At 40.3% G+C, this 22,954-nt stretch carries 20 protein-coding genes; 6 read left to right on the top strand and 14 right to left on the bottom strand.

Annotated elements, in window-relative coordinates; translation table 11 throughout:
- Nucleotides 1-15: 15 nt before the first annotated feature.
- Nucleotides 16-1,425, bottom strand: coding sequence for a PQQ-dependent sugar dehydrogenase (locus AC2IOM_RS15430; RefSeq protein WP_486360315.1), 1,410 nt, complete (start codon nt 1,423-1,425; stop codon nt 16-18).
- Nucleotides 1,426-1,530: 105 nt separating this feature from the next.
- Here AC2IOM_RS15430 and AC2IOM_RS15435 point away from each other — a divergent pair, with 105 nt between their 5' ends.
- Entirely contained in the window at nt 1,531-3,606 is a 2,076-nt protein-coding gene (locus tag AC2IOM_RS15435; protein WP_486360316.1) for a TonB-dependent receptor, read from the top strand.
- A gap of 104 nt (nt 3,607-3,710) precedes the next feature.
- The gene (locus AC2IOM_RS15440) at nt 3,711-5,012 is read left to right on the top strand and encodes an ABC1 kinase family protein (protein WP_486360317.1); all 1,302 of its coding nucleotides are present in this window, start codon (nt 3,711-3,713) and stop codon (nt 5,010-5,012) included.
- A gap of 34 nt (nt 5,013-5,046) precedes the next feature.
- Here AC2IOM_RS15440 and AC2IOM_RS15445 read toward each other — a convergent pair whose 3' ends face one another.
- From AC2IOM_RS15445 to AC2IOM_RS15460, 4 genes are all read right to left on the bottom strand, one after another.
- Nucleotides 5,047-7,050: a methyl-accepting chemotaxis protein gene (locus AC2IOM_RS15445; RefSeq protein ID WP_486360318.1), complete on the bottom strand. Its 2,004-nt coding sequence runs from the start codon at nt 7,048-7,050 to the stop codon at nt 5,047-5,049.
- Nucleotides 7,051-7,166: 116 nt separating this feature from the next.
- On the bottom strand, nt 7,167-8,282 hold the full coding sequence (locus AC2IOM_RS15450; protein WP_486360319.1) for a DUF4785 domain-containing protein: 1,116 nt from the start codon (nt 8,280-8,282) through the stop codon (nt 7,167-7,169).
- Nucleotides 8,283-8,284: 2 nt separating this feature from the next.
- The gene (locus AC2IOM_RS15455) at nt 8,285-9,151 is read right to left on the bottom strand and encodes a lipase family protein (protein ID WP_100915288.1); all 867 of its coding nucleotides are present in this window, start codon (nt 9,149-9,151) and stop codon (nt 8,285-8,287) included.
- A 247-nt stretch (nt 9,152-9,398) separates the two neighbouring features.
- Nucleotides 9,399-9,836: an Lrp/AsnC family transcriptional regulator gene (locus AC2IOM_RS15460; RefSeq protein ID WP_010559059.1), complete on the bottom strand. Its 438-nt coding sequence runs from the start codon at nt 9,834-9,836 to the stop codon at nt 9,399-9,401.
- A 94-nt stretch (nt 9,837-9,930) separates the two neighbouring features.
- On the opposite strand from AC2IOM_RS15460, the gene AC2IOM_RS15465 reads away from it, so the two are divergent.
- Nucleotides 9,931-10,518, top strand: coding sequence for a LysE family translocator (locus AC2IOM_RS15465; RefSeq protein WP_486360320.1), 588 nt, complete (start codon nt 9,931-9,933; stop codon nt 10,516-10,518).
- Nucleotides 10,519-10,724: 206 nt separating this feature from the next.
- Here the strand turns inward: AC2IOM_RS15465 and AC2IOM_RS15470 are convergent, their stop codons facing one another.
- Nucleotides 10,725-11,729: a substrate-binding domain-containing protein gene (locus AC2IOM_RS15470; RefSeq protein ID WP_486360321.1), complete on the bottom strand. Its 1,005-nt coding sequence runs from the start codon at nt 11,727-11,729 to the stop codon at nt 10,725-10,727.
- 358 nt (nt 11,730-12,087) lie between these two features.
- Between AC2IOM_RS15470 and AC2IOM_RS15475 the strand changes: the two genes are divergently transcribed.
- The 3 genes from AC2IOM_RS15475 to cydB all read left to right on the top strand — a co-directional run bounded on the left by AC2IOM_RS15475 (nt 12,088) and on the right by cydB (nt 15,244).
- Nucleotides 12,088-12,642, top strand: a complete 555-nt coding sequence (locus AC2IOM_RS15475) for a GbsR/MarR family transcriptional regulator (protein WP_100915291.1) — start codon at nt 12,088-12,090, stop codon at nt 12,640-12,642.
- A gap of 243 nt (nt 12,643-12,885) precedes the next feature.
- Nucleotides 12,886-14,253: a cytochrome ubiquinol oxidase subunit I gene (locus AC2IOM_RS15480; protein ID WP_486360322.1), complete on the top strand. Its 1,368-nt coding sequence runs from the start codon at nt 12,886-12,888 to the stop codon at nt 14,251-14,253.
- Entirely contained in the window at nt 14,246-15,244 is a 999-nt protein-coding gene (gene cydB / locus AC2IOM_RS15485; RefSeq protein ID WP_100915293.1) for a cytochrome d ubiquinol oxidase subunit II, read from the top strand. Before AC2IOM_RS15480 ends, cydB begins: the two co-directional genes overlap by 8 nt.
- Nucleotides 15,245-15,305: 61 nt before the next feature.
- On the opposite strand, the gene AC2IOM_RS15490 is transcribed toward cydB, so the two are convergent.
- The 8 genes from AC2IOM_RS15490 to prfA all read right to left on the bottom strand — a co-directional run bounded on the left by AC2IOM_RS15490 (nt 15,306) and on the right by prfA (nt 22,948).
- On the bottom strand, nt 15,306-15,710 hold the full coding sequence (locus AC2IOM_RS15490) for a hypothetical protein (RefSeq protein WP_105172811.1): 405 nt from the start codon (nt 15,708-15,710) through the stop codon (nt 15,306-15,308).
- 188 nt (nt 15,711-15,898) lie between these two features.
- A complete protein-coding gene (kdsA, locus tag AC2IOM_RS15495) occupies nt 15,899-16,747 on the bottom strand; it encodes a 3-deoxy-8-phosphooctulonate synthase (protein ID WP_486360323.1) in 849 nt (282 codons plus the stop codon).
- 20 nt (nt 16,748-16,767) lie between these two features.
- Nucleotides 16,768-18,018 (bottom strand): DUF819 family protein, encoded by a 1,251-nt coding sequence (locus AC2IOM_RS15500; RefSeq protein ID WP_054978740.1) that lies wholly within the window; start codon nt 18,016-18,018, stop codon nt 16,768-16,770.
- A gap of 27 nt (nt 18,019-18,045) precedes the next feature.
- On the bottom strand, nt 18,046-18,840 hold the full coding sequence (locus tag AC2IOM_RS15505; RefSeq protein ID WP_100915296.1) for a tetratricopeptide repeat protein: 795 nt from the start codon (nt 18,838-18,840) through the stop codon (nt 18,046-18,048).
- Nucleotides 18,841-19,039: 199 nt separating this feature from the next.
- A complete protein-coding gene (locus tag AC2IOM_RS15510; RefSeq protein WP_138630898.1) occupies nt 19,040-19,414 on the bottom strand; it encodes a SirB2 family protein in 375 nt (124 codons plus the stop codon).
- Between the two features lie 4 nt (nt 19,415-19,418).
- On the bottom strand, nt 19,419-20,963 hold the full coding sequence (locus AC2IOM_RS15515) for a DUF3369 domain-containing protein (RefSeq protein ID WP_100915298.1): 1,545 nt from the start codon (nt 20,961-20,963) through the stop codon (nt 19,419-19,421).
- Between the two features lie 58 nt (nt 20,964-21,021).
- Nucleotides 21,022-21,870 carry a peptide chain release factor N(5)-glutamine methyltransferase gene (gene prmC / locus AC2IOM_RS15520; RefSeq protein ID WP_486360324.1) on the bottom strand — a complete coding sequence of 283 codons (849 nt, stop codon included), beginning with the start codon at nt 21,868-21,870 and terminating at the stop codon, nt 21,022-21,024.
- Nucleotides 21,863-22,948: a peptide chain release factor 1 gene (gene prfA, locus AC2IOM_RS15525; protein ID WP_010559037.1), complete on the bottom strand. Its 1,086-nt coding sequence runs from the start codon at nt 22,946-22,948 to the stop codon at nt 21,863-21,865. The genes prmC and prfA overlap by 8 nt, the downstream gene beginning before the upstream one ends.
- Nucleotides 22,949-22,954: the final 6 nt, after the last annotated feature.

Raw genomic sequence — 22,954 nt, forward strand, 5'->3', positions numbered from 1 at the left:
CTTTGTTACTTTAATTTAACTCGCTGTCAAGATTGAAATAATTTTACTTTCGTTTTTATTTCGGTCATTTATGGTTAAGTAGATTGTGCCATTTGGCGCGGTAACCACATCACGAATACGCCCTAAACCTTTCAGAATAATCTCATCTTCAATTACCTGATTATTTTCAATACGTAAGCGATGCAATTGCTTTTTAGCTAGGCTGCCAACAAACAAGTCGCCCTGCCAATTTTTAAACACATTTCCGGTATAGAAGTTAATCCCAGCAACCGCAATTGATGGCGTCCAATGGTGAATTGGCGACTGCATACTTGGTAACTCAGTGTGTTCGGTGATCGGCGTACCGTTATAATTCATACCAAACGTCGCTTTTGGCCAACCATAATTCACACCTTTTGTGATTAAGTTAAGCTCGTCGCCACCGCGTGGGCCATGCTCGGTTGACCATAAATCCCCTGTTGTTTGATTTATTGTTAAGCCTTGTGGGTTACGATTACCATACGTCCAGATTGTTTGTTGTGCGTCCTTTTCATTATAAAACGGGTTATCTTTTGGAATGCGTCCATCTTTAAAAATGCGGTGTATTTTACCGTTCTGCGTTGTAATGCTTTGTGCATCATTTTGATGGCCTTCATCACCGTTACTAAAGAACAAGTAATCGCCTTGAATAGCGAAACGCGAGCCAAAGTGCCAACCGCGATTTTTACGGTTTTCTGGCTTCGCCTCAAACAAGGTTTGCTCTGAACCCCATTTACCATCGTTTATTTTGCCGCGCACAATTTTCGTAAAGGCAATCTCGTCACCGTTATCGTTTTCCCCAGCAGCTTGACTAAACGACAAATAAATCCACCCGTTTTGGCTATATTGTGGGTCGGGATATACATCAAGTAAGCCACCTTGACGGTTGTGCCAAACCTCAGGAATGCCAATTACTTGCGTTTTTTTGCCGTTTTTCGACATCATCCACAGTTCACCCTGGCGAAGCGTATACAGTAAACTGCCGTCCGGTAAAAAATCCATCGCCCAGATAATACCTTCACTTGTCAGAACTTCTTGTGTCGTAACAGTTTGATGCTTTGTGGTGAATACTTTACCAAGAGATGATTTTGGCGCTTTTTGCCTTTCTACTTTAGCGCCCGCTTCGCGAATAAATACAACAAGCGTTCGCACTTGTTCATCGCTTAGCGTTTCACCAAATGCTGGCATGCCAACGTTAGCGATACCATTTTTGATAGCATTGGTTAATGCTTTATCAGTGCCATCTGTTAGCCATGTGTTATCAACTAACGAGGGAGCCATTGCGCCCATTAATGTTTCGCCATGGCAAGACGCACAGGTAGATTTAAACAATTCTTCAACTTTTGCGTGGGATGGCAAACTTGCAATGCTTGCTAACATCGCGACTAAAATCGGTAACTTATTCATTTTTTGATACATATTATTATTTCACGGTAGAACGAATGCACGGTAATTACAGTATAATGTGCCGAGTTTCTGTTTTCAGTCAAGATGCGTTTAAAGGTTTGTTTCGTGCGAGAAGTGTTTAAGAAGTCGTTAATTGTTTCATTATTAGGTGTTCATTTCACATCATTGGCTAAGCAAAATAGTCAGAGTTTTGCCGATATTGAAACCATAGTAACAACCGCGTCGCGTTCCAAGAAACGCCATTTTGACCTAATTGGCAATACCAGCATTATTGCAAAAGATGCGGTTGCTACCATTAACGCAGAGCATTTAAATCAAGTGTTAAGTTTAGCGTCGGGAGTATGGTTAAGTCGTGGTAATGGCCAAGAATCATTGCTTTCGTTACGTTCGCCGGTGTTAACAGGAGCAGGTTCTTGCGCTGAATTTTTGATGTTAGAAAATAACATTAGCCTACGGGCACCCGGATTTTGCAACGTAAATCAATTATTCGACAGCCATTTTGAAATAAGCGACCGTATCGAAGTAGTAAAAGGCAATAATTCTGCACGTTATGGTTCAAACGCAATCCATGGCGTAATCAACATTAATAATACGCTCTACGCCAGCGAGAATCAGCTCGCACTAGACGTAGGCAATGATGATTTTTATCGGCTAAATGCAACGGCAAGTAACGATTTTGACAATATGCAGTTAGGTGTTGGCGTAACCGTAACGAGCGATGGCGGTTATCAGTTGAGTTCCGGTTATCAACAGCAAAAACTATCAGTCTCGGCACAACACCAGTTAGGCAATTGGCAAACAACACACCATTTTAGTGTAACTAACCTCGAGCAAGATACCGCAGGTTATTTACAACAAGGCGAAAATGCATATAAAGATAAATCGCTGTTGAAAATTAATGAATTTCCAGATGCCTATCGCGAAAGTGTTGCTATGCATTACAGCATGCAAAATAGCGCTGAAATAAACAATGCTCTATGGCAACTAACGCCCTATCTACGATACACAGATATGACTTTTTTGATGCACTTTTTGCCTGGCACTCCCATTGAGAAGAACGATCACCATAGCATTGGACTCCAGTTATCTCGCTACGCTCAAGTTACGGATACCTTGTCCCTTAAATTAGGTAGTGACCTCGATTTTACCCAAGGTTCGTTACAACAATATCAAATAAATGACACCATATCAGATTCGGCATTTTTAAGGGCGGTACTGCCTAAAGGCCAACACTACGATTACACGGTTCATGCAATAAATTACGCGCTTTATGGTCAGCTTGATTATCAAATAGCAGCTGATCAGAGTGCTTTTTTAGCGCTTAGACATGATATTACCGAATACGATTACGATAACGCATTAAGCACAGGTAATTTAAAAGATGACGGCACTGCGTGTGGCTTTGGCGGTTGTCGATACACTCGCCCCGCTAATCAAACCAATCGCTTTAACGATACAAGCTACAGCCTTGGCTATTCTTTTACGCTAAACGACAATACGATTGTATTTGCTAAACTAGATAACAGTTTTAGAGCACCACACACCGCCGAACTTTATCGCCTGCAGAACAATCAGCAACAAAATGACATAACCAGTGTCGACGCAAACCAGCAAGAGCTTGGCCTGCGTTTTCAAACAGAAACGGTATTCGGTGAGCTTGCGTTTTATCATCTAACTAAGAAAAACGCGATTTATCAAGATTCAGACAGACATTATCTCAATGGTTTATCGACTCAGCATAAAGGGCTCGAGTTTGATCTCACCTGGCGCCTTAGCGACACATTTAAAACGCGTTTGAATTCAAGTTATGCAAAACACACCTATGAAAATAATCCAACGAATGGGCAGCAGCTCAAAGGCAATGAGATAGATACCTCTCCACGCTTAATAGCAAACCTCGTTCTTGATTGGCAAATAGCGCAAAACATAACCAGTCAGTTTGAACTAAGGCATCTTGACGGTTATTACTTAGACGATAAAAACACGCAAACATATAATGGGCATACGGTTTCGAATTTACGTGCAAAATGGCAAATAAACAGCAATTTCTCTATCGCATTTGCCGTACTTAATGTATTTGATACACGTTTCGCTGAAAGGGCCGACTATGCGTTTGGTAATCACCGTTATTTTATTGGCGAGCCACGTAATGCCAGTGCAACCTTGCGTTATCAGTTTTAATTTAAAACCGATGCTTTTGCGTAACCCCAATTAAAACCGTTAAGCGCATTGAACTTAGTAACTAATTGTGGCGTATAAACATAAGGTATTATTCGGAGAGCACAATGACACGTAAAGAGGTTAAAGTTCCTAGTTCACGCTTGAGTCGAGCGAGTAAGTTTGGCGGGTTATTAGCAAAAGTAGCAACCAATGTTGCCTACAATGGCACCAAGCAACTATTTAGTGGTAATAAGCCGTCCGTGTCAGATCTCGTTTTAACGCCCAGTAACTTACAAAAGTTAACCAATGAGCTTGCCGCAATGCGTGGTGCTGCAATGAAATTAGGTCAACTTCTTTCGATGGATGCAGGTGAGCTTATTCCACCTGAGTTAAGCCATATTTTAGCGAAACTACGAGACAATGCGCATGCTATGCCACACAAGCAGTTACTCACTGTGCTTCGTGACGCTTGGGGTGATAATTGGGTTGATAATTTTGCTTATTTTAATCTTCAACCTTTTGCCTGTGCATCTATCGGGCAAGTGCATATTGCCAACGACGATAGCGGAAAAAAGCTCGCGATAAAGTTACAATATCCGGGTGTCAGTAACGCCATAAAAAGTGATGTGGATAATCTAGGGCGTATTTTAAAACTCTCAGGCCTTGTCCCAAAACAGGTTGATCTCAACACATTACTTGAAAAAACAACCGAGCAGTTAATCAATGAGGCAAACTATCAACTTGAGGCAAGCTACATAGAAACGTTTAACAATAAACTCGACAAGACACAGTTTGCTTTACCTAACGTTTCCCCTTTAAGTACAGGAACCATTTTAGTAATGAGTTTTATTGAAGGTATGCCGATTGAACAAGCGGCGGCACTGCCAGAAGAAACTCGAAATCACATCGTAAAGAGCTTATTTTCGCTGTTTTTTGTTGAATTATTTGAGTTGAAGCTTATGCAAACCGACCCAAATTTCGCCAATTATGTGTTTAATAATGAAACACATACAATAGGCTTACTGGATTTTGGTGCTACCCGAGAGATTTCACCGGATATATCTAAAGGATATTTATCACTTTTCAGTGCGTTAAGTAATCAAAACAGCGCTCAAATCGAAGATGCAGCCCGTACCATTGGCTTTTTTAAGCAAGATATCGATACTACCTACCTTGAGCAAATACTGGCGCTTTTTGATATCGCGTCAATGCCATTACGATTTGACGGCGAGTACAACTTTGCAACCTGCACTATCGCAACACAGTTACGCGCACAAAGCGTTACAATTAATAAACGTAAAGACCAATGGCACACACCACCCGTTGATGCCCTGTTTATCCATCGTAAAATCGCAGGATTGTATTTAATAGCGAAGCGTTTAAACGCAAAAGTAAACGTCAAACAGCTGTTTGCTAAATACGCGTAAGAAGCAAAAAACAAATTTAAAGAATCAATAAGCGCTATAGCTTAAAGCGGTTTAGTGCATCACTCACTTTATGGCCGAGCTCATTTATCTGACGAATATTTTCACTTAGTGCCGTTAGTTCATCACTATTTTGTTCTGCACTATGCTCTACTTCCTGCATACGCGTAACGATGTCTTGCGCCATGGCACTTTGCTGTGCACTTGATTGATCTATTTGGTTACTTTTATCTGCCAAACGCGACAAACCTTGCTCAATCAAATCGACTGCACCTGTAAGCGCTGCGCTTCGTTCAGTACACGTCAGCGCAGCCTCTTGCCCTTGGTTAATCGCGCGCTGCGCATCGCTGGTACCGCTTTGTAGCGCGGTTATCATTTGCGCTATTTCTTTTGTTGATTCTTGCGTACGCGATGCTAATAACCTCACTTCATCGGCCACGACGGCAAAACCACGTCCCTGCTCTCCCGCACGTGCAGCTTCAATGGCTGCATTCAGTGCTAACAAATTAGTTTGTTCAGAGATTGCGACGATAGTATCAAGAATACTACCAATATTACTTGATTGGTTTGAAAGCTCAGCCATCAACGCAACCGATGTATTCAAGTTTGAAGCAAGCAATTGTATTTGTTCTCGGTTTTGCGTTGCCAAATTTAGCACAGCATCGCTTTGTTCACTTGCTTGATTAATATCTTCGGAGCTTTCTTTGGTTTGTGTGTTTACCGTATTAGCGCTGGTATGCACATCTTGTGCAAGTGCCGTGGTGTGTTTTGCCCGCTCAATTTGTTTTTCGGCATTGTGCGAAACCGTTGCACTTCTTGCTAAGGAATTTTCAAGGCGCGACTCAAGTGATGCCACCTGTTCGAAAATATCGGTGATCAGCTCTTTTAAATTATCAATAACCCGATTCAATTTATCGCTTACTTCACCAAATTCATCATCGTTAATCTTGCGCGCATGACGCGAGAAATCGCCATCAGCTACTTTTGTAAGCGTATGATTTACATAGCCTAACGGTATTATAATCGCACGTATCGTTAAGGTAGCGATAATTGCAGCAACCAATAGAAAAACACCAGCAATGACCATAAGTAACAACTGATTTTCATCTATTTTTTCATCTGCTAATTGTTGATAACGGTTCACTAGTTCACTGGCGCTTTGTTTTATGGTGTGAATTGAACTGTTAATTTCTTCAGAAAGCGCTTCTACGCGATTGTAGTCTTGTTCAAATTGATTGTACTTAGCAAGCTGTAACGTCTGTTGTTGATACAAATGTGCAGGGTTATCTACGTTACTGTTAAATACAGCCAAGTTTTGTTCAAAACGCGTTTGAAAATCACCGCTTTCAATATCTGTGAGCTGTTGATTGAGAAAATTGTAGTTGTCTTTAATATTTGCCAGTAAAAACCGCGTATCGTTTTGATGTTTAACTTGCGTTTCACTGTCTAAAGTTTGACTAAGTGCATTGGTTACTTCAGTTAAATTAAACAACATATCATCGATGCGGATCGCGGTGCCCATCACTTCATCTAACAGGCGCGAACTTAATCCTGTTAATGTTTCTAGGTCATATAATAAATCGGAGCTTTGTGAAATAAGCGCGAGCTGCTTTTCAATCAAAGTTTTGTTTGTTTTTTTAGCATTTAAATAGGCTATTTTGTTATCAGTTAAACTTTCAGAAGCATCAATTAATGCAAGTGATTGGTTATTTAGTTTTTCAAGGTCAATGCTGTAATCTGCAATGCTACTTGAAAGTGTTTGTTGTAGTTGATTTTTAAGTGATTGATTTTGTGCTCTGAATTTTTCTATAACATTTAATTTGTTGGCACCGTAAATTGCGTTAGCGTTTTTTGAGTAGTTGAGAATAAGCGTTTGAATGTCATCGGCACTGCGTTGTACTGGTAAAGCCTGCTCTTTAATATTTAAGTAAGCACGCTCAATATTCGACAAAGACATATAAAAAAACAGGCAAACACCCGCAAGCAAAATGCCCACTGATGCAAAGCCAAAGGTGATTTTTTGTTTTACCGTAAAAACCATTAAAACGCCCTACTACTTTAATAACTCGGTTTAAGTATAACGTAATATTTATAAAGTGATTTTGTTTTGAAATGAAACGAAAATACGCCAACTAATGTTGGCGTATTTTGACATCATTAAATTGATGGACGAAACAACTTCTGAGGTGTTTGTAACACTAATAAGCGACTTTGATCTTTCAGTACCATATTGTTTAAACGATAAGACGAATAACGTACCTGAGTGGTAAATGGTAGCGACAGTGAATCGTCACCGTTTAACTCTTTTGCCATTTCAACCGTGGCTATATCATAAAAACGTACCCCATCATTACTACCTTGTAACGTTGCTTGTAAACTAAAACGCCCCGCATCATTTACAACCAATGGCACCTTCGCTTCAATGTGCGATTGCGACGCATTAAATGTCACATTAGGTAACGCCTTTGCGGTTTGTTTAAAATTAACAAATGGAATTTTAAGCGAACGCTTTACTGGCATATTAGCGCGCTCGGCATCTATTTGAAGTTCAAGCTCATACAAGCCATTGATTGCACCAAAATACGCCAGTGCTTTATCAAAGTTAAAATGGTTATTGGTTATATCTACCGTTACTTTTTCATTTGTTGGGCTAATCAGTTTCGCTGACATCGTTTTGATTTGAGTCGCGTTATCAGTAAACGAAAGCGAATGATATGCCAGTTTATTTGCACTTTGAATAGAACGGTTATTCGCTGCAACGGCAAGAACAACATCACTGTGCTTTTCCTTTACGTGCACTAGATATTTCGCATCATCAATCAGATATTGATTTGTTTTTAGCGTTAGTTGCTGCAAAGCATGTTGCGACTTTACCTTTAGCGCTACACTGCCATCAGTAAAACCTGCATCGTTCATTTCCTTTTGCGCAAACACTTGTTCTACCTGTGCACGATTGCCCTTTGTTAACACTTTAGAATTTGGCGTTAACGACAATGCACTCACATCAAGCGGTTCAACAAATCGTGTGTTTGCAACATCAAATTTAGGCGCAACTCGAACAAAACTATTCTGAGCAGAAAACGGCAACTCAACGCCTTGCTTAAGCGCTTTGCCAGATATTGTCATCCAATATTCATCGCTTTTTAATGCTTGCTGTAACGGCTGCTCAACAGCTGGTTGTACTTTTTTAAACTGATATACAACCGGTTCAGCATGGAGCGAAAACGCCGATAGTAAGCTTGCAAAAAAAGTTAATACAGTAAAATGTTTCATAATTAGATCTCCGTAATTCGATTGCGTAGTAGGCCATCTAAATTGAAACATTTACGACGACTTTGATGATGACTTAAAGGCTCACTGCCACGTGTTTTATTTTTATCTTTAAACCACACACTGCCCGCAAGCGATTGCGAACTACATTCCAAGAATCCGTCAGAGCAATCATCTAACCAGTTTTGTGTAACCTCAAGCGCCACTTGATATTGATAGCCTCCACAGTAACTATCGCCATCCCAAATTGCCGAATCGACATCACTACCTACAACTGCCTCAAATGCAGAACTAAGTGCCGGTCGATTAGGCGTACCATATAACCAATTTTGATTGTAATGTGCCATCCAACCAACTTGCTGCTGTTTCACCGCGTCACTGTCGTAGCCTAAGATCCAGCCAAGGGTTGTTTCAAATGAATTACCAGCGGTTACCGCATCGGCTAAAGGTGTACCACCAGACGACGGTGCAAGCGCGATTGTCTTTTTGACCGTATTTATAATAGTGACAAAACGGCTATCCCAGGTTGGATTAGATAAAATCCAACGCACAACATTACCACCATTTGAGTGTGTAATAAGTGTTAAAGACGTAATGTTTTTACTATTTATAAAGTTAGTGAGCTGCTCTGCCAAACAGCCAGATGCTCGCGTATCCCACATATACCGATCGAAATCGCAATTGATCACCGTGTAATTGTTTGTGTTACTTAACCCTTGCCTCACTGAGTTTACAAATTCACCCGTCCAGTAGTCATTATATGCATCTGTTTGACTTCCAGTCCCATGAATAAAGGCCAGTCCATGACTTGCCCAAAGAGGCGTGCTTGCGTACAACAACACCGCATAAGCTATTATTTTCGTTATTTTCATACTGTGTGTTCCTAATTATTGTTTGTAATCGGAGGAGTGACCTCCGATCACAAAATAGCCAATTTAGGTACAATTACAACACTTTTTTACACTTTATTAACAATCGGTATGGTTAAGCCGATTGTTATTACATAAATATGAAAGCTGGGTTATATATTCATAACCATTTGATATAGCTAAACGAATCGTTTGTATTAAATTTGACGTGGATAACACACTGTTTTACTAAGAAAAGACGCTAAATCCACTAACTATCTTTAACGGAATCCATTACAACATGGGTCGTTATGGTCGCGACCTGCTCGATATCACCTAACACATTGGTGTGAAATTGCTTATAACTTTTCAAATCTTTGGTTTCGACTCTTAAAATATACTCAAACGCACCGGTTACGTTGTGGCATTCAAGCACTTCTTTTGAAAGCGTTATTGCCTCTTCAAATTGCGTTTGCGCTGTTTTAGTGTGTACCGACAAGCCTACCGTAATAAATGCTTTAAAGCCGATCCCTAATTGCTCGGTGTCAATGGTGGCTTTATAACCTGTAATAATCTTTGCCCGCTCAAGCTCTTGTACGCGGCGTAAACATGCCGATGGCGATAATCCAATTCGCTCAGCCAATTGAATATTGGTCAAACTACTGTCGCGCGATAACTCAAACAATATTTGTTCGTTAAATTTGTCCATATCTAAATTTTATTGTGCCATTTAATTATATTAGACAATATAAAACAGCAAATTGCGCAATAAGTAAATTACTCTATTAAAAAAGGAGTCCACTATGAATACTGAATTACTTATTGCATTAATAACATTTTGTTTTGTTTCATCTATTACCCCAGGCCCGAATAACTTAATGTTATTAAGCTCAGGGTTAAATTTTGGTCTGCGCCGTTCGATTTCGCATTTGTTAGGTGTTGCCATTGGTTTTAGTGTGATGGTGCTATTGGTCGGAATTGGCGTAAGTCAGTTATTTCAAGCCCTACCTGCAAGTTACACCGTATTAAAATGGGTAAGCATCGTCTATTTATGTTACCTTGCATACAAAATCGCTAATAACCATACTATTGATGAACTCGCATCGGATGCGAAACCATTAACCTTTATGCAAGCTGCGCTTTTTCAATGGGTCAACCCTAAAGCGTGGACAATGGCGTTAAGTGTAAATGCAGTATATGCCAGTGATCAAAGCATACAATCTGTGATGTTAGTAAGTGTGGTGTTTTTACTTATTAACTTACCGTCTATTGGCTGTTGGTTAGTATTGGGAAAAAGTTTAAAGCAACTTATTGCCTCACCCATTAAAATACGTTTGTTTAATTGGCTTATGGCAGCACTATTAGTTGTATCGGTTATACCTATGCTTTAATCCCCTAGTGGCTAGAAGTGTATTAGCGCTTTTGAGCATAATACATTCAAAGTCATGAAGAAATAACAACAGAACAAACGGGTGACTTGGACTTTCTGGCAGCGTTTTCTTGGCGTTTAGCTTTGTGAACTAAAGCGATAACCGCACTAATTTATTTCTAAAGCAAATAAACAAGTTTGAAGATAGCGATTAACGTTAAACACGCCTTAATAGTTTACGGTACATGTATCAACATTCTGTTTGTCGCAATAGTGAAAACCTAAATAAGTAAATTCTTGCTTAGGTTTCACATTGTGTTTTAAATACTGATACAAATATTCCGCGCCCTGTTTTCCCATATCAAACGGTTTTTGGCCAATATTGACATTAGAAAGCCCCTTAGATAATGCACTCAATTGCAACTCTTCGGTATCGGCCGAGACAATCACAATATCACCTGATTTAATCTTAGGCTTAAACTGATTAAGCTGGTCAATGTAACGTGGATTAAACTGAGCAAATCCCGCTACGGCGATAAAAACCGGCGGCGCATCGAGTTTGATCTTACCTACTAACTGACTGAGTGCTAGGCCTCGTTTACCCAAGCTGTAAACAGGGCATAATTCATGCTCTTGCCATTGGTAGCCATCATTCAAACGCTGTAAACTTTGGCCACTTAACGCATGGCGCACACCTTTGATTCGCTGGTTTAAGTTTGGTGTAGATGGATGCCCAGACTGCAGGCACACAGTGTTTGTGTGTTTAATGTTATTTTTAACGTATTCGCCTAGGGCAACACCAAAGTCGAAATTATTAGTACCAACATACGCTAAACGGTAATCATGATGTTGCGGTAACAAGTCAGAGTCAAAGGTAATAACTGGAATATCAAGCTCAAATGCTCGCTTAAGGGCACCATTTACTAAGTAATCAGAATCAGTAACCGAAATGAGTAACGCATTTACTCCGCTTTCGATCAGTCGGTTAATTTTGAGCGTTTGACCACGAATATCTTGAAAATCATCAGCGCCTTCGTAAATACATCGTAAATCTGGGTGATTTTTAGCGACAGACTCACACCCTTTAAATGATTGGATATAAAAACTATCATTTTTGGTTTTACCGATAACACCAATTGTGTAGCTGGCATTACTGGTAAAACTAAATAAAACTAAAAATAAGTTGAATAAAAACAACAACCAAAAACTACTATTTTGTGCTTTATTCCGCATGGAGATGACTACAATAAATTTAAAATACAATCTCAGTATAGAAGCATCATTGTGTTAAATTAAACAGTTATTTACGATTTTTTTAATTTTCATTCATTTTTGAATAATAACCAATCAAAAGTGGCGTTAAAAACGAACAAAAATAAAACAGCAATGATAATAGGTGCCAATATAATGTTGCAAAAGAATGCCTGACAGACATTACTCATTTATTACAATTCAAATAAATCCGCTTAAATCAATTCGATTGTTCACTTTTCAATCCAAATACGAACAACTTAAACGCATAAAAAGATTGATCTATATCAATGATGGGATTAGTATATTTTAAAGTTTCAGAAATTATTGAAAGTTTAGAATGTTGCTAACACCAAAAATCGAAAGTTTTGTAATGCATTGCGGCGAAATGGGCAGCCGTTGGGGATTTAACCGCACAATCGGTCAAATCATGGGTTTATTGCTAATGAGTGAAGAACCTCTTAGCGCTGTTTCGTTATCAGAAACCTTAAATATCTCGCGCGGTAACGTTAGTATGGCAATCAAAGAATTACAGTCGTGGCGCTTAGTATCGGTAATTCATAAGCCTGGTGACCGAAAAGATTACTATGCACCCGCTGGCGATATTTGGGAATTAGCAAACCGAGTATTTGAAGAGCGCAGAAAAAGAGAGATGGACCCAACCCTATCTCTTTTGCGCGCTTCAATCATTGATGAACCCGCTAACGCAGAAGAAGCGTATGCACAGGACAAAATGTCTGAGCTGCATGATTTGCTTGAAACCATCACCGTTTGGGCAAGTGAGTTACAAAGCATGAGTCCTGAAAAGCTGACAACACTTATGAAGCTCGGCTCTGGTGTTGTTAAAGTACTCGATTTTAAAGATAAAGTTTTGAAAAGCGGTAATAGTAATTAACCGCTTTTTTTGTGCGCACTGAAAAAGTGCATATGTCGTCGTGTTGCTATTTAATTTTTGTTTTATTAAATACCGGAAGAAGTATCGCAAATAATAAACAAGGTGCTATAAGGCTCAATTTCCCCTTTGTTGTTTGTATACAATGGCAAATACAGCCCAACCAGTACACGTTAACACTTGCTAACCAAATCCGTGTTTAAAAAACACTAGATAAATAGCTCGTCTATTCTTTGGGGGTCGTTTATGTTGGATACGTTAATGCTTTCACGCATACAGTTTGCTGCCAACATTAGTTTTCACATTTTATTTCCCACTATAACCATCGCGATGTGTTGGTTTTTAGTTTTCTTTAAAGTCAGGTTTGATATGACAGGCAATCCGGTTTGGATGCGCGCATATCGATTCTGGGTAAAAATCTTTGCCCTTTCATTTGCCCTTGGCGTTGTAAGCGGTATTACCATGTCATTTCAGTTTGGTACTAACTGGCCCGGTTTTATGGAAAAAGTCGGAAACATCGCGGGGCCACTATTAGGCTACGAAGTGTTAACTGCATTTTTCCTAGAGGCGACATTTTTAGGCATTATGTTGTTTGGTATTAAACGTGTGCCACCAAAAGTACATACTTTAGCTTGTATCGTGGTAGCAATCGGCACCACGCTTTCAGCGTTTTGGATCTTAAGTTTAAATTCGTGGATGCAAACACCAACCGGTTTCGAGATGCGCGATGGAATCGCCTACCCAACCGACTGGTTTGCAGTAATTTTTAATCCAAGTTTTCCTTACCGCTTAGCGCATATGCTTTTGGCTTCGGGCTTAACGGCGAGCTTTATGATAATTGGCGTGAGTTGCTATCGTTTACTTAAAGGAGACGATAAACAAGCACCAAAGTTAACATTAAAAGTAGCGGTTATTGTGGCGGCGATTTTATCACCGTTACAAGCATTTGTTGGTGATTTACATGGTCTTAATACACTTGAACATCAACCACAGAAAATAGCGGCAATGGAAGGTGTTTGGCAAACCGAAAAAGGCGCACCTTTACTGCTATTTGCAATTCCTGATGAAGAAAACAGAACGAATCATTTTGAAATTGGCATACCTAACATGGCAAGCTTTATTCTTACCCATGAGCTTGATGGTGAAATTAAGGGGCTTGATGAATTTAAAGGTGAGCATCCGCCAGTTAAACCTGTATTTTTTGGCTTTAGAATAATGGTTGGCCTAGGTTTACTGATGATCGCCATCTCTTGGTTTGCAACCTATACCCTTAAAAAACGCGCCCAATTACCCACATGGCTAATGCGTATTCTTGTTGGCTTAACATTCTCAGGTTGGTTAGCTACGTTAGCTGGCTGGTATGTAACTGAAATAGGCAGACAACCTTACCTTGTTAGCGGTGTGCTAAAAGTGTCTGACGCTGCAACACAAATTGCGCCTGCAAATGTTGGTTTTAGCTTAGCGCTCTATTTAACTACCTATGCCATTTTGTTAGTCGCTTATCTGCATACAGTGTTTCTAATGGCGCGCCGTGCCGTTGAAATTGAAGAATTTGATATGAGCGAAAAGCCAATAAAACAATTACCAAGTAAAGGGGATAATGCATATGTTTGATCAAGCAACTCTGGCAATTATTTTTGTATCCCTAATGGGCCTTGCAACATTAATGTACGCTGTTTTGGACGGTTACGATCTAGGCGTAGGGATTTTACTGCCGTTAGACGATGAAACCTCCGCAGATACCATGATTGCGTCGATAGGACCGTTTTGGGATGCTAATGAAACTTGGCTAGTATTAGCGATTGGCCTTTTACTTATTGCGTTTCCAACTGCACACAGTATTGTCTTTCAAGCACTTTATATCCCGTGTACATTTATGTTGATTGGCTTAATCATGCGCGGTGTAGCATTTGATTTTAGAGCCAAGGCCATTGTTGCCCATAAACGTAAATGGGATACTGTGTTCAAATCTGGCTCTTTGCTCGCCTCGCTGGCGCAAGGTTACATGCTCGGTTTGTATGTTATGGGGTTTTCAAACACCTTAGAAGCGCACGGTTTTGCCCTTTTAAGTGCAATTGGAGTTTCAGCGGCTTATACCTTTATTGGCAGTGCATGGCTAGTTATGAAAACCGAAGGTGATTTGCAACAAAAAGCCATAGCGCATTGTAAATCAACGGTTGTTATTACGTTTGTTGGTATATTGCTGGTATCACTCGTTAACTTGCTTATTTCACCAGAGATCTATCAAAAATGGTTCGACTTTCCGTATGCACTGATCTTAATTCCCATTCCGATTATTTGTGCAAGCTTCTTTGTACTATGTTGGTTTGTACTAAAGCGCTTAGCTAAACAGCCAAATATTGGTGCAGCCCTACCATTCTTTTTTGCGCTATTGATTTTTACCCTATCATTTTTTGGCTTAGCATTTAGCTTTTTCCCTGAGATTGTGCCGGGTAAATTAACAATTTGGCAAGCTGTTGCAGCACCTGAAGCACTTAACTTTATGTTGTGGGGGGCGTTAATTGTAGTGCCAACTATTTTGGCTTATACCGCATTTTCTTACAGAGTGTTTTGGGGAAAGGTGGACGAACTTCGCTACTATTAGCTTCAATTCAGTTATTAAAATAAGTGTGTAGCCACTGGGGTACACACTTATAATAAATCTATTAGAAATATAGGCTTTCAACCGTTTCACCGGCAATTTTAACGTCACACTTGTCGCCTGACTTTGAATTAGATGACTGAATAGCGCCCGCTACTGCACCAAATACACCACCTTTTTCATTCAGCACAGAGCTAAAGTAACAATAGCTAGAAACATTAACTTCTTGATAACTCGTATTTAAATTAAGTGTTGGCGTGTATGGAGGAAAACGACCTTTCATTACCGGATCGCCATTTACCGTTAGTTGTACTTCATTTCGCTTAGTATCGTACTGGCCACCAAAAACGTAAGTCTTACCTTGGTACGCGATGGTTTTTTCTTGTGCTTGAATTGGCGGTGTAGAACCACAACCAACAAGTGTAAGTGAAGAAAGTGCAACAAGTGAAAGGGTTAGTGTTCTTAACATAATTGAATTTCCGTATAAAAATAAGACAAAAATTACTCTACGTTAAAGAATATCTAGATTCAAGAAAATGAATGTTAAGATTTGAAATCGTTTAGATTGTTTCTGTTTAAATAAAAAAGCCAACCTCACTGGCTGGCTTATTACGAAAGTCAACGACATAGCGTTAACCAAGTATCTTTTCTTCCTGATTAACTTGCTGATGTATCAAGTGGCTCAAAGCTTTTTACAAGGTCATCAACCGCTTTCATCTGGCTTAAGTAACCTTCAAGTTTAGCAAGTGGTAATGCACATGGACCATCACATTTGGCAATGTTCGGATCTGGGTGAGCTTCAATAAATAGGCCTGCTAGCCCGAGTGCCATACCGCTTCGTGCAAGTTCTGCAGCTTGCGCGCGACGGCCATCAGCTGAATCGGCACGTCCACCCGGACGCTGCAGCGCATGTGTTGCGTCAAATATAACGGGCGCTTGGTGCTTCATATCATCCATACCCAGCATATCAACTACTAGGTTGTTGTAGCCAAAGCTTGAACCACGCTCACATAAGATTACTTGGTCGTTACCCGCTTCGTTAATCTTTTTAATAATATGACGCATTTCATGAGGTGCTAAAAACTGTGGTTTTTTCACATTTATAACCGCGCCAGTTTTTGCCATCGCTACTACTAAGTCGGTTTGACGTGCTAAAAATGCAGGTAACTGAATTACATCTACAACTTCAGCAACGGGCGACGCTTGATACGGTTCATGTACATCTGTAATCACTGGTACATTAAAGGTATTTTTGATCTCTTCAAAAATCTTTAATCCTTCGTCCATACCTGGACCACGATAAGAGTTAATTGATGATCGGTTTGCTTTGTCAAATGACGCTTTAAACACATAAGGAATGTTTAATTTTGTTGTCACTTCAACATAATGCTCAGCGATTTGCATTGCTAAGTCACGTGATTCAAGCACATTCATACCACCAAATAGTACAAACGGCTTGTCGTTAGCAACTTCACAGTTACCCACTTTAATAATTTGTGTATTCATTTAAATTCCTAACAGAATAATTAACTACCGACTAGCTGCAGCACTTGGCCACAGAACCACGCAGCATATGTTCCAAGTGCATAACCAAGTACAGCCAGTAACACACCAACAGGTGCTAATGCCGGGTGAAATGCAGATGCAACCACAGGCGCTGAGGCAGCACCGCCAATATTCGCTTTACTGCCCACGGCAACATAAAACACCGGCGCTTTAATAATCTTGGCAACAACAAATAATAGAATAACGTGAATTGCCATCCAAATTAGGCCAATAATCACGTATTTTGGTGCTTCAAATACTTTGCCGATATCCATATGTAAGCCAATGGTCGCCACTAAAATATATAAAAATGCGCCGCCTACTTTTGATGCGCCTACGGCTTCAAATTGACGTGCTTTTGTAAACGATAAGCTTAAGCCTATTGTGGTTACAACAAAGATAATCCAAAACAATTTTGAATGCAGCGAGAACTTCTCAAGTGCTGGGTAGTTTGCTTGGAAAAAAGGCACTGCTGTGTCTGCAATTAAATGTGCAAAGCCTGTCGCACCAAAACCAAATGCCACTAAAATCATTAGATCACGCAGTTCTGGCTTGCGTGAATTTTTCTTTTCAAACTGCGATACCGTATCGATTAGTTTATCGATAGATGAAGTATCTGCACCTGTGTGCTTATCAATCTCTTTATGACGAGCCGCTAAATATAAAAGTCCTGCCATCCAAATATTCGCCACTACAATATCTACGGTTACCATAATGGTAAAAATATCGCCGTTAGCTTGATAGATTTCTTTCATCGCTACCATATTTGCGCCGCCGCCGATCCAACTACCAGCCAGTGCCGCCATGCCGCGCCAAAGCTCCCCGGCGCCATCAACACCTAGCAGTTCTGGCATAAAAGTGGCCGCCACTAATAACGCGATTGGTCCGCCAATAACGACGCCAACGGTACCGGTTAAAAACATAATAATGGCTTTTGGCCCGAGCGCTGCAACGGCTTTTAAGTCAATACTCAGTGTTAGTAGTACTAAACAGGCAGGTAATAGGTAATATTTTGCAACCGTATACACGCTATTGCCTTCACCGTCGACAATACCAAATGTATTTAATAGCGATGGTAAAAAATAACACATCAATAATGCAGGAACGTACTTATAAAATTTTGCCCAAAATCCGGTTTTAAGATTAGAGGTATAAAACACGAAACCTAAGATTATGGCCAACATACCCATAACGACGGCATCGTTGGTGAACATCACGCTGTGAGAGTCCATGAAGTTGCTTCCTGTATTAAGTTATTTTTAGTGGATTGTTCTAAAGTGCGAGTCCATTTCTTCAATTTGGCTTTGCAGCACATCAATTGATGGGTCATCTGGGCACTCTTCGATAAACTTTTCAAAGTCTTTAATGGCGAGTTCATCACAGTTCAAATTATGTAATAAATAACCGCGATCGCGTAACTCGTACGGATCACCATCGGTAAGAACCATCAGTTTTTCAACACATTTAAACGCTTCGCCGTAGCGTTTTTCACTGATAAATGCCCATTTTTGATGGGCCAAAAATAGCTTCACAACATCGTCTTCAAACAATTGTTGAAATGCATTATCTAGGCTATTTTCATCGTCATTTTCTGGTTTGATATACCAGCGTTGCCCACCTGAGCACGGGTCGATTAAATACCCTTCACCTTGGCTTACTTCTAGCAATACTTGAATGTCGTTTTCAAATACCAACATTTCAACATCAAAACCAAGTTGTTCCATCACGTAGGTTAAGATCATGCCAAGCGATATGGTGCTGCCAGTGCGATAATTAAGTGCATAGGCGACACTATTAAGCAGACTCATCGGCACTTTTTGGCTCGTCCCGCTAAAGGCAAAGTCGCTGTAAAAACTATCGAGTAGCGAATTTAGGTTTTGCTCTATGGTGTTTTCAGACTTTTGCGTTTTTACCGCCATCAGAACCAGTTCAGACAATTTATCACGACAAAGGGCGTAATCGAACTTTGTCAGCCACGATGATTCATGATTTAGACATGTAAATACCGGCGCTTCTATTGCCGCTGTATATTCTTCCTCAGAGATATCAAACATCAATATCCTTCGGTCTCTCTATAACTAAAAATTAATGCCAGTTTATCGTGTTTTAAAATGAATACCAATGAAGATCGGCGAATAGATAAAGAATAGAGACTAACTTAATGTTCTGTATCAATAATCGCTGAATAGATATAGCGCACTTGTATGAATGTAAAAGCCCAGATAGAAAAGAAAAAGGCTGAATAATCAGCCTTTAAAAAAGAAATGGTGTTTTAAATCTCGCTAAATAAAAAATAGCGAAAATAACGGTTGTAGCAAGCAATAAAAGCGATATTTGCCCTTTAATATGTTTTTGCCTCGCCATAAAGACTCCTACAACAATATACGCTACCACAAGCACGATTTTTTCAAGTAACCAAGGTTGATTATGAGGACTCATACCAAGTGTCACTGCGAGCGCTACGGCTGAGATAAGCAACAAGGTATCAATACTATGACTACCGATAAACAGAATTTTATTTTTAGCAAGTTGTAACTGCTTGATGCGAGCAAATGCACGTGTATAAAAAAGAACAACACTCAGTACAGCTAACAACATATGTGTATGCTTTAACGCAATATATTCCATTTTACTACCCTGGATAATTATTAAGAATTTGTTCGAATCTATCGATGTTGTTAAGTAATACATCAACTAACTTAGGCTCAAAATGCAGCCCACGTTGATTTTGTAATTCAGTTGTAACCTGCTCTACGCTCCACGCTTCTTTATAACAGCGCTTATGACGAAGTGCATCATACACATCTGCTAACGCGACAATACGGCCATAAACATGAATTTCTTCACCTTTTAACCCGCGAGGATAACCTGTGCCGTCCCATTTTTCATGATGGTCGCGGGCCAAAATCGCTCCTGCTTGAATAATATCCCGACGAGATCCCGCTAAAATATTGTGTCCTTTCATGGCATGAGTTTGCATCACTTTCCATTCTTGCTCATCCAATTTACTTGGTTTATGCAAAATTGTGTCGGGAATACCAACTTTACCAACATCATGCAGTGGTGCTGCATAACGCAGTACATCGGCCTCTTCTTCGCTCAAGCCATAACCTTTTGCAAGTTCATAACTAATGAGTGATACACGCTTTACATGATTACCGGTTTCAGAGGAACGCTGTTCAACCGCTTCACTTAGGCGATAAACCAGTTCTCTTTGCGTATCTTCAATTTCAGATTGCAGCTGCACATTTTCGTAGGCAATTTGTACATTTTGCGAAAAAATTTCAATCAAATCTTTATGTGTTTCAGTGAGACTGCGTGGAATACCCGATACGTAAAGCATTGAGTTATGGTTAAAACGGCTTGAACAATAGGCAAAAAGGTAATCTTCTTCATAAACAATGGTTTTGTTACTGAGTGCTTTCTTGCACGCTAACAATTGCTTTTCAGATAGCACCTGGTTAACTGGCTTACCTTCGCTTTTTTCAAACTCGCCTTGTCCTGCAAACACAATCAGCTCTTGCTGTTTTTCATCAGGGCTACTTGCAACAAGTGAGGTTGCATACATCGCCTCATCAACTGACCCTAAAATCGAGGTAAGTTGTTGCATTACGCCATGAATAAAAGTGTCCATAGAATGAGATGAAAAGATATCGCGTGAAGCGGTGATGATTTTCTCAAGACCTTGGCGAGAGTGCTCTATTGATAAAATATCGCGATAAGAACGTAAACTCGACATAACAACCGTAAATAGTTTTTGTGCTGTTAATTCGGTTTTAGATTTGTAGTCATTAATATCATAGTTAACAATGACTTGACGTTCCGGCGCTTGCCCCGGTTGGCCAGTTCGTAAAATAATTCGCACATGGTTATTTTTAGCAGTTTCGCGAATAAACTGGGCAACTCTTAAACCCGCGTCATCGGTTTCCATAACCACATCGAGCAACACAATGGCTGCATCTGGATGCGCTATAATTTTTTCTTCTGCTTCTTTGCCAGAATAGGCGCTAATAAATTCAAGTCGCTTGTCTTGAAATGAGAAATCGCTCAATGCGAGTTTCGTTACCGCATGCACTTCCGGTTCGTCATCAACAATAATAACTTTCCAAGTACCGTGGTTATTTACTTGCTTCGGTGCTTGCTCTGACTCATCAGAAAATAAAAAATCACTCGCCATTCTATCCTTACCCCTTATAACCACTTCACACTCGCGTTAATACCAACTCACTAAATAGCTAATCAGGATCCCACTGCGCTAAAGTTACACGGTCGTTGCCGCCTAAATCTTTTACTGTTGAAATATCTTTATATGCCATTTTTGCAAAAAAATCACGTACTAACTGGCCCTGATCATAACCATGTTCTAATAATAACCAGCCTTTTTTCTGCAAATAGTTACGTCCGGTTTCAATGATATGTTCAATATCGGCCATCCCCTTTTTCGGTGCGACTAACGCCGACAAGGGCTCAAATCGTACGTCACCTTCAAGCAAATGAGGATCTTGTTCATCAATATAAGGCGGATTTGATACGATGACGTCAAACAATTGCGCATCGAGCGCGCCAAACCAATCGCTTTGTACAATGGTCGCATTTGCAATCGCTAAATTTTGTTGATTTTGCGTTGCCAACGCAACGGCATCTGGTTGAAAATCGCAGCCAATCACTTGCCATAAAGGGAGCTCACTTGCCAGTGACAATGCGATTGCACCGGTGCCGGTACCAAGGTCAAGTAATCTACCTTGCTTGTTTATTGCTTTATCAAGCGCACATTCAACTAATGTTTCAGTATCTGGGCGAGGAATAAGCGTAGCAGGACTCACCTTAAAATTTAGGCTCCAGAACTCGCGATATTCAGTAATATGCGCAACAGGTAAACCCGTTTTGCGTTTTTCAATTGCTGACAAAAAATCAGCTTGCTGTTCATCGGTCAGTAATTTTTCAGGCCACGTAAAAAGGTATGTACGCGATTGTGAAATGCAATCTAACAGTAATACTTCTGCGTCAAGTTTGGGGGATTCTGATGTGTCAGTTAAAGCACTTGCGCCAACGGCAAGTGCTTGTTGTATTGAATAATTACTCATCGCCCATCGCTGCAAGCAAGTCTGCTTGATGCTCAAGAACAAGTGGGTCAACAATGGCACCTAAATCGCCTTCAACCACTTCGTTTAGCTTATAAAGTGTTAAGTTGATACGGTGATCGGTAACGCGACCTTGCGGATAGTTATATGTACGAATACGCTCAGAACGGTCACCACTACCGACAAGGTTACGACGCTCAGAGGCTTCTTCTGCCATACGCTTCTCATCTTCAGCTTGCTGTAAACGCGACGCAAGCACACTCAGTGCTTTCGCTTTGTTTTTATGCTGTGAACGCTCGTCCTGACATTCTACAACAACACCCGTTGGAATATGGGTAATACGAATCGCTGAGTCGGTTTTGTTAACGTGCTGACCACCGGCACCTGATGCGCGGAAGGTATCAATTTTAAGATCAGACGAATTGATTTCAATTGCTTCTGCTTCCGGCACTTCTGCCATAACCGCAACTGTACATGCAGACGTGTGCACTCGGCCTTGCGATTCTGTTTCTGGAACACGCTGTACGCGGTGTGCGCCTGATTCAAATTTCAGTTTGCCATACACACCTTCACCAGAAATATTCGCAATAACTTCTTTAAACCCGCCGTGTTCGCCTTCGTTCGTGCTAACAACGTCAACTTTCCACTTTTGTGTTTCAGCATAACGGCTGTACATGCGGAATAAGTCACCAGCAAAGATTGCCGCTTCGTCACCACCTGTACCGGCACGCACTTCAAGAAACACATTGTTATTGTCACGAGGGTCTTTCGGTAACATAAGTACTTGTAGTTCGTCTTCTAACGCTTCGATATTTGCTTTGGCTTCTTTGAATTCTTCTTGCGCCATTTCACGCATATCGGGATCGTTATCTTTAAGCATTTCTTCGGCTGTCGCAACGTCATCTTCTGCCTGACGATAAGCATTAAAAGCCTTAGTCACATCTTCAAGTTCAGAATATTCTTTTGAAAGCGAACGGAAACGGTCTTGATCAGAGATCACGTCCGGATCGCTTAATAATGCTTGTACTTCTTCGTAACGCTCAACCAGCGTTTCTAATTTTCTGTAAACGGATTCTTTCATCTAAGC

Source organism: Pseudoalteromonas sp. NS-SX12 (assembly GCF_057367955.1).

What these genes read in the sequence shown, in the direction of transcription:
- AC2IOM_RS15430 (WP_486360315.1), bottom strand. Translation starts at nt 1,425, where the DNA reads ATGAATAAGTTACCGATTTTAGTCGCGATGTTAGCAAGCATTGCAAGT.
- AC2IOM_RS15440 (WP_486360317.1), top strand. Translation starts at nt 3,711, where the DNA reads ATGACACGTAAAGAGGTTAAAGTTCCTAGTTCACGCTTGAGTCGAGCG.
- AC2IOM_RS15445 (WP_486360318.1), bottom strand. Translation starts at nt 7,050, where the DNA reads ATGGTTTTTACGGTAAAACAAAAAATCACCTTTGGCTTTGCATCAGTG.
- AC2IOM_RS15450 (WP_486360319.1), bottom strand. Translation starts at nt 8,282, where the DNA reads ATGAAACATTTTACTGTATTAACTTTTTTTGCAAGCTTACTATCGGCG.
- AC2IOM_RS15455 (WP_100915288.1), bottom strand. Translation starts at nt 9,151, where the DNA reads ATGAAAATAACGAAAATAATAGCTTATGCGGTGTTGTTGTACGCAAGC.
- AC2IOM_RS15460 (WP_010559059.1), bottom strand. Translation starts at nt 9,836, where the DNA reads ATGGACAAATTTAACGAACAAATATTGTTTGAGTTATCGCGCGACAGT.
- AC2IOM_RS15465 (WP_486360320.1), top strand. Translation starts at nt 9,931, where the DNA reads ATGAATACTGAATTACTTATTGCATTAATAACATTTTGTTTTGTTTCA.
- AC2IOM_RS15470 (WP_486360321.1), bottom strand. Translation starts at nt 11,729, where the DNA reads ATGCGGAATAAAGCACAAAATAGTAGTTTTTGGTTGTTGTTTTTATTC.
- AC2IOM_RS15475 (WP_100915291.1), top strand. Translation starts at nt 12,088, where the DNA reads ATGTTGCTAACACCAAAAATCGAAAGTTTTGTAATGCATTGCGGCGAA.
- AC2IOM_RS15480 (WP_486360322.1), top strand. Translation starts at nt 12,886, where the DNA reads ATGTTGGATACGTTAATGCTTTCACGCATACAGTTTGCTGCCAACATT.
- cydB (WP_100915293.1), top strand. Translation starts at nt 14,246, where the DNA reads ATGTTTGATCAAGCAACTCTGGCAATTATTTTTGTATCCCTAATGGGC.
- AC2IOM_RS15490 (WP_105172811.1), bottom strand. Translation starts at nt 15,710, where the DNA reads ATGTTAAGAACACTAACCCTTTCACTTGTTGCACTTTCTTCACTTACA.
- kdsA (WP_486360323.1), bottom strand. Translation starts at nt 16,747, where the DNA reads ATGAATACACAAATTATTAAAGTGGGTAACTGTGAAGTTGCTAACGAC.
- AC2IOM_RS15500 (WP_054978740.1), bottom strand. Translation starts at nt 18,018, where the DNA reads ATGGACTCTCACAGCGTGATGTTCACCAACGATGCCGTCGTTATGGGT.
- AC2IOM_RS15505 (WP_100915296.1), bottom strand. Translation starts at nt 18,840, where the DNA reads ATGTTTGATATCTCTGAGGAAGAATATACAGCGGCAATAGAAGCGCCG.
- AC2IOM_RS15510 (WP_138630898.1), bottom strand. Translation starts at nt 19,414, where the DNA reads ATGGAATATATTGCGTTAAAGCATACACATATGTTGTTAGCTGTACTG.
- AC2IOM_RS15515 (WP_100915298.1), bottom strand. Translation starts at nt 20,963, where the DNA reads ATGGCGAGTGATTTTTTATTTTCTGATGAGTCAGAGCAAGCACCGAAG.
- prmC (WP_486360324.1), bottom strand. Translation starts at nt 21,870, where the DNA reads ATGAGTAATTATTCAATACAACAAGCACTTGCCGTTGGCGCAAGTGCT.
- prfA (WP_010559037.1), bottom strand. Translation starts at nt 22,948, where the DNA reads ATGAAAGAATCCGTTTACAGAAAATTAGAAACGCTGGTTGAGCGTTAC.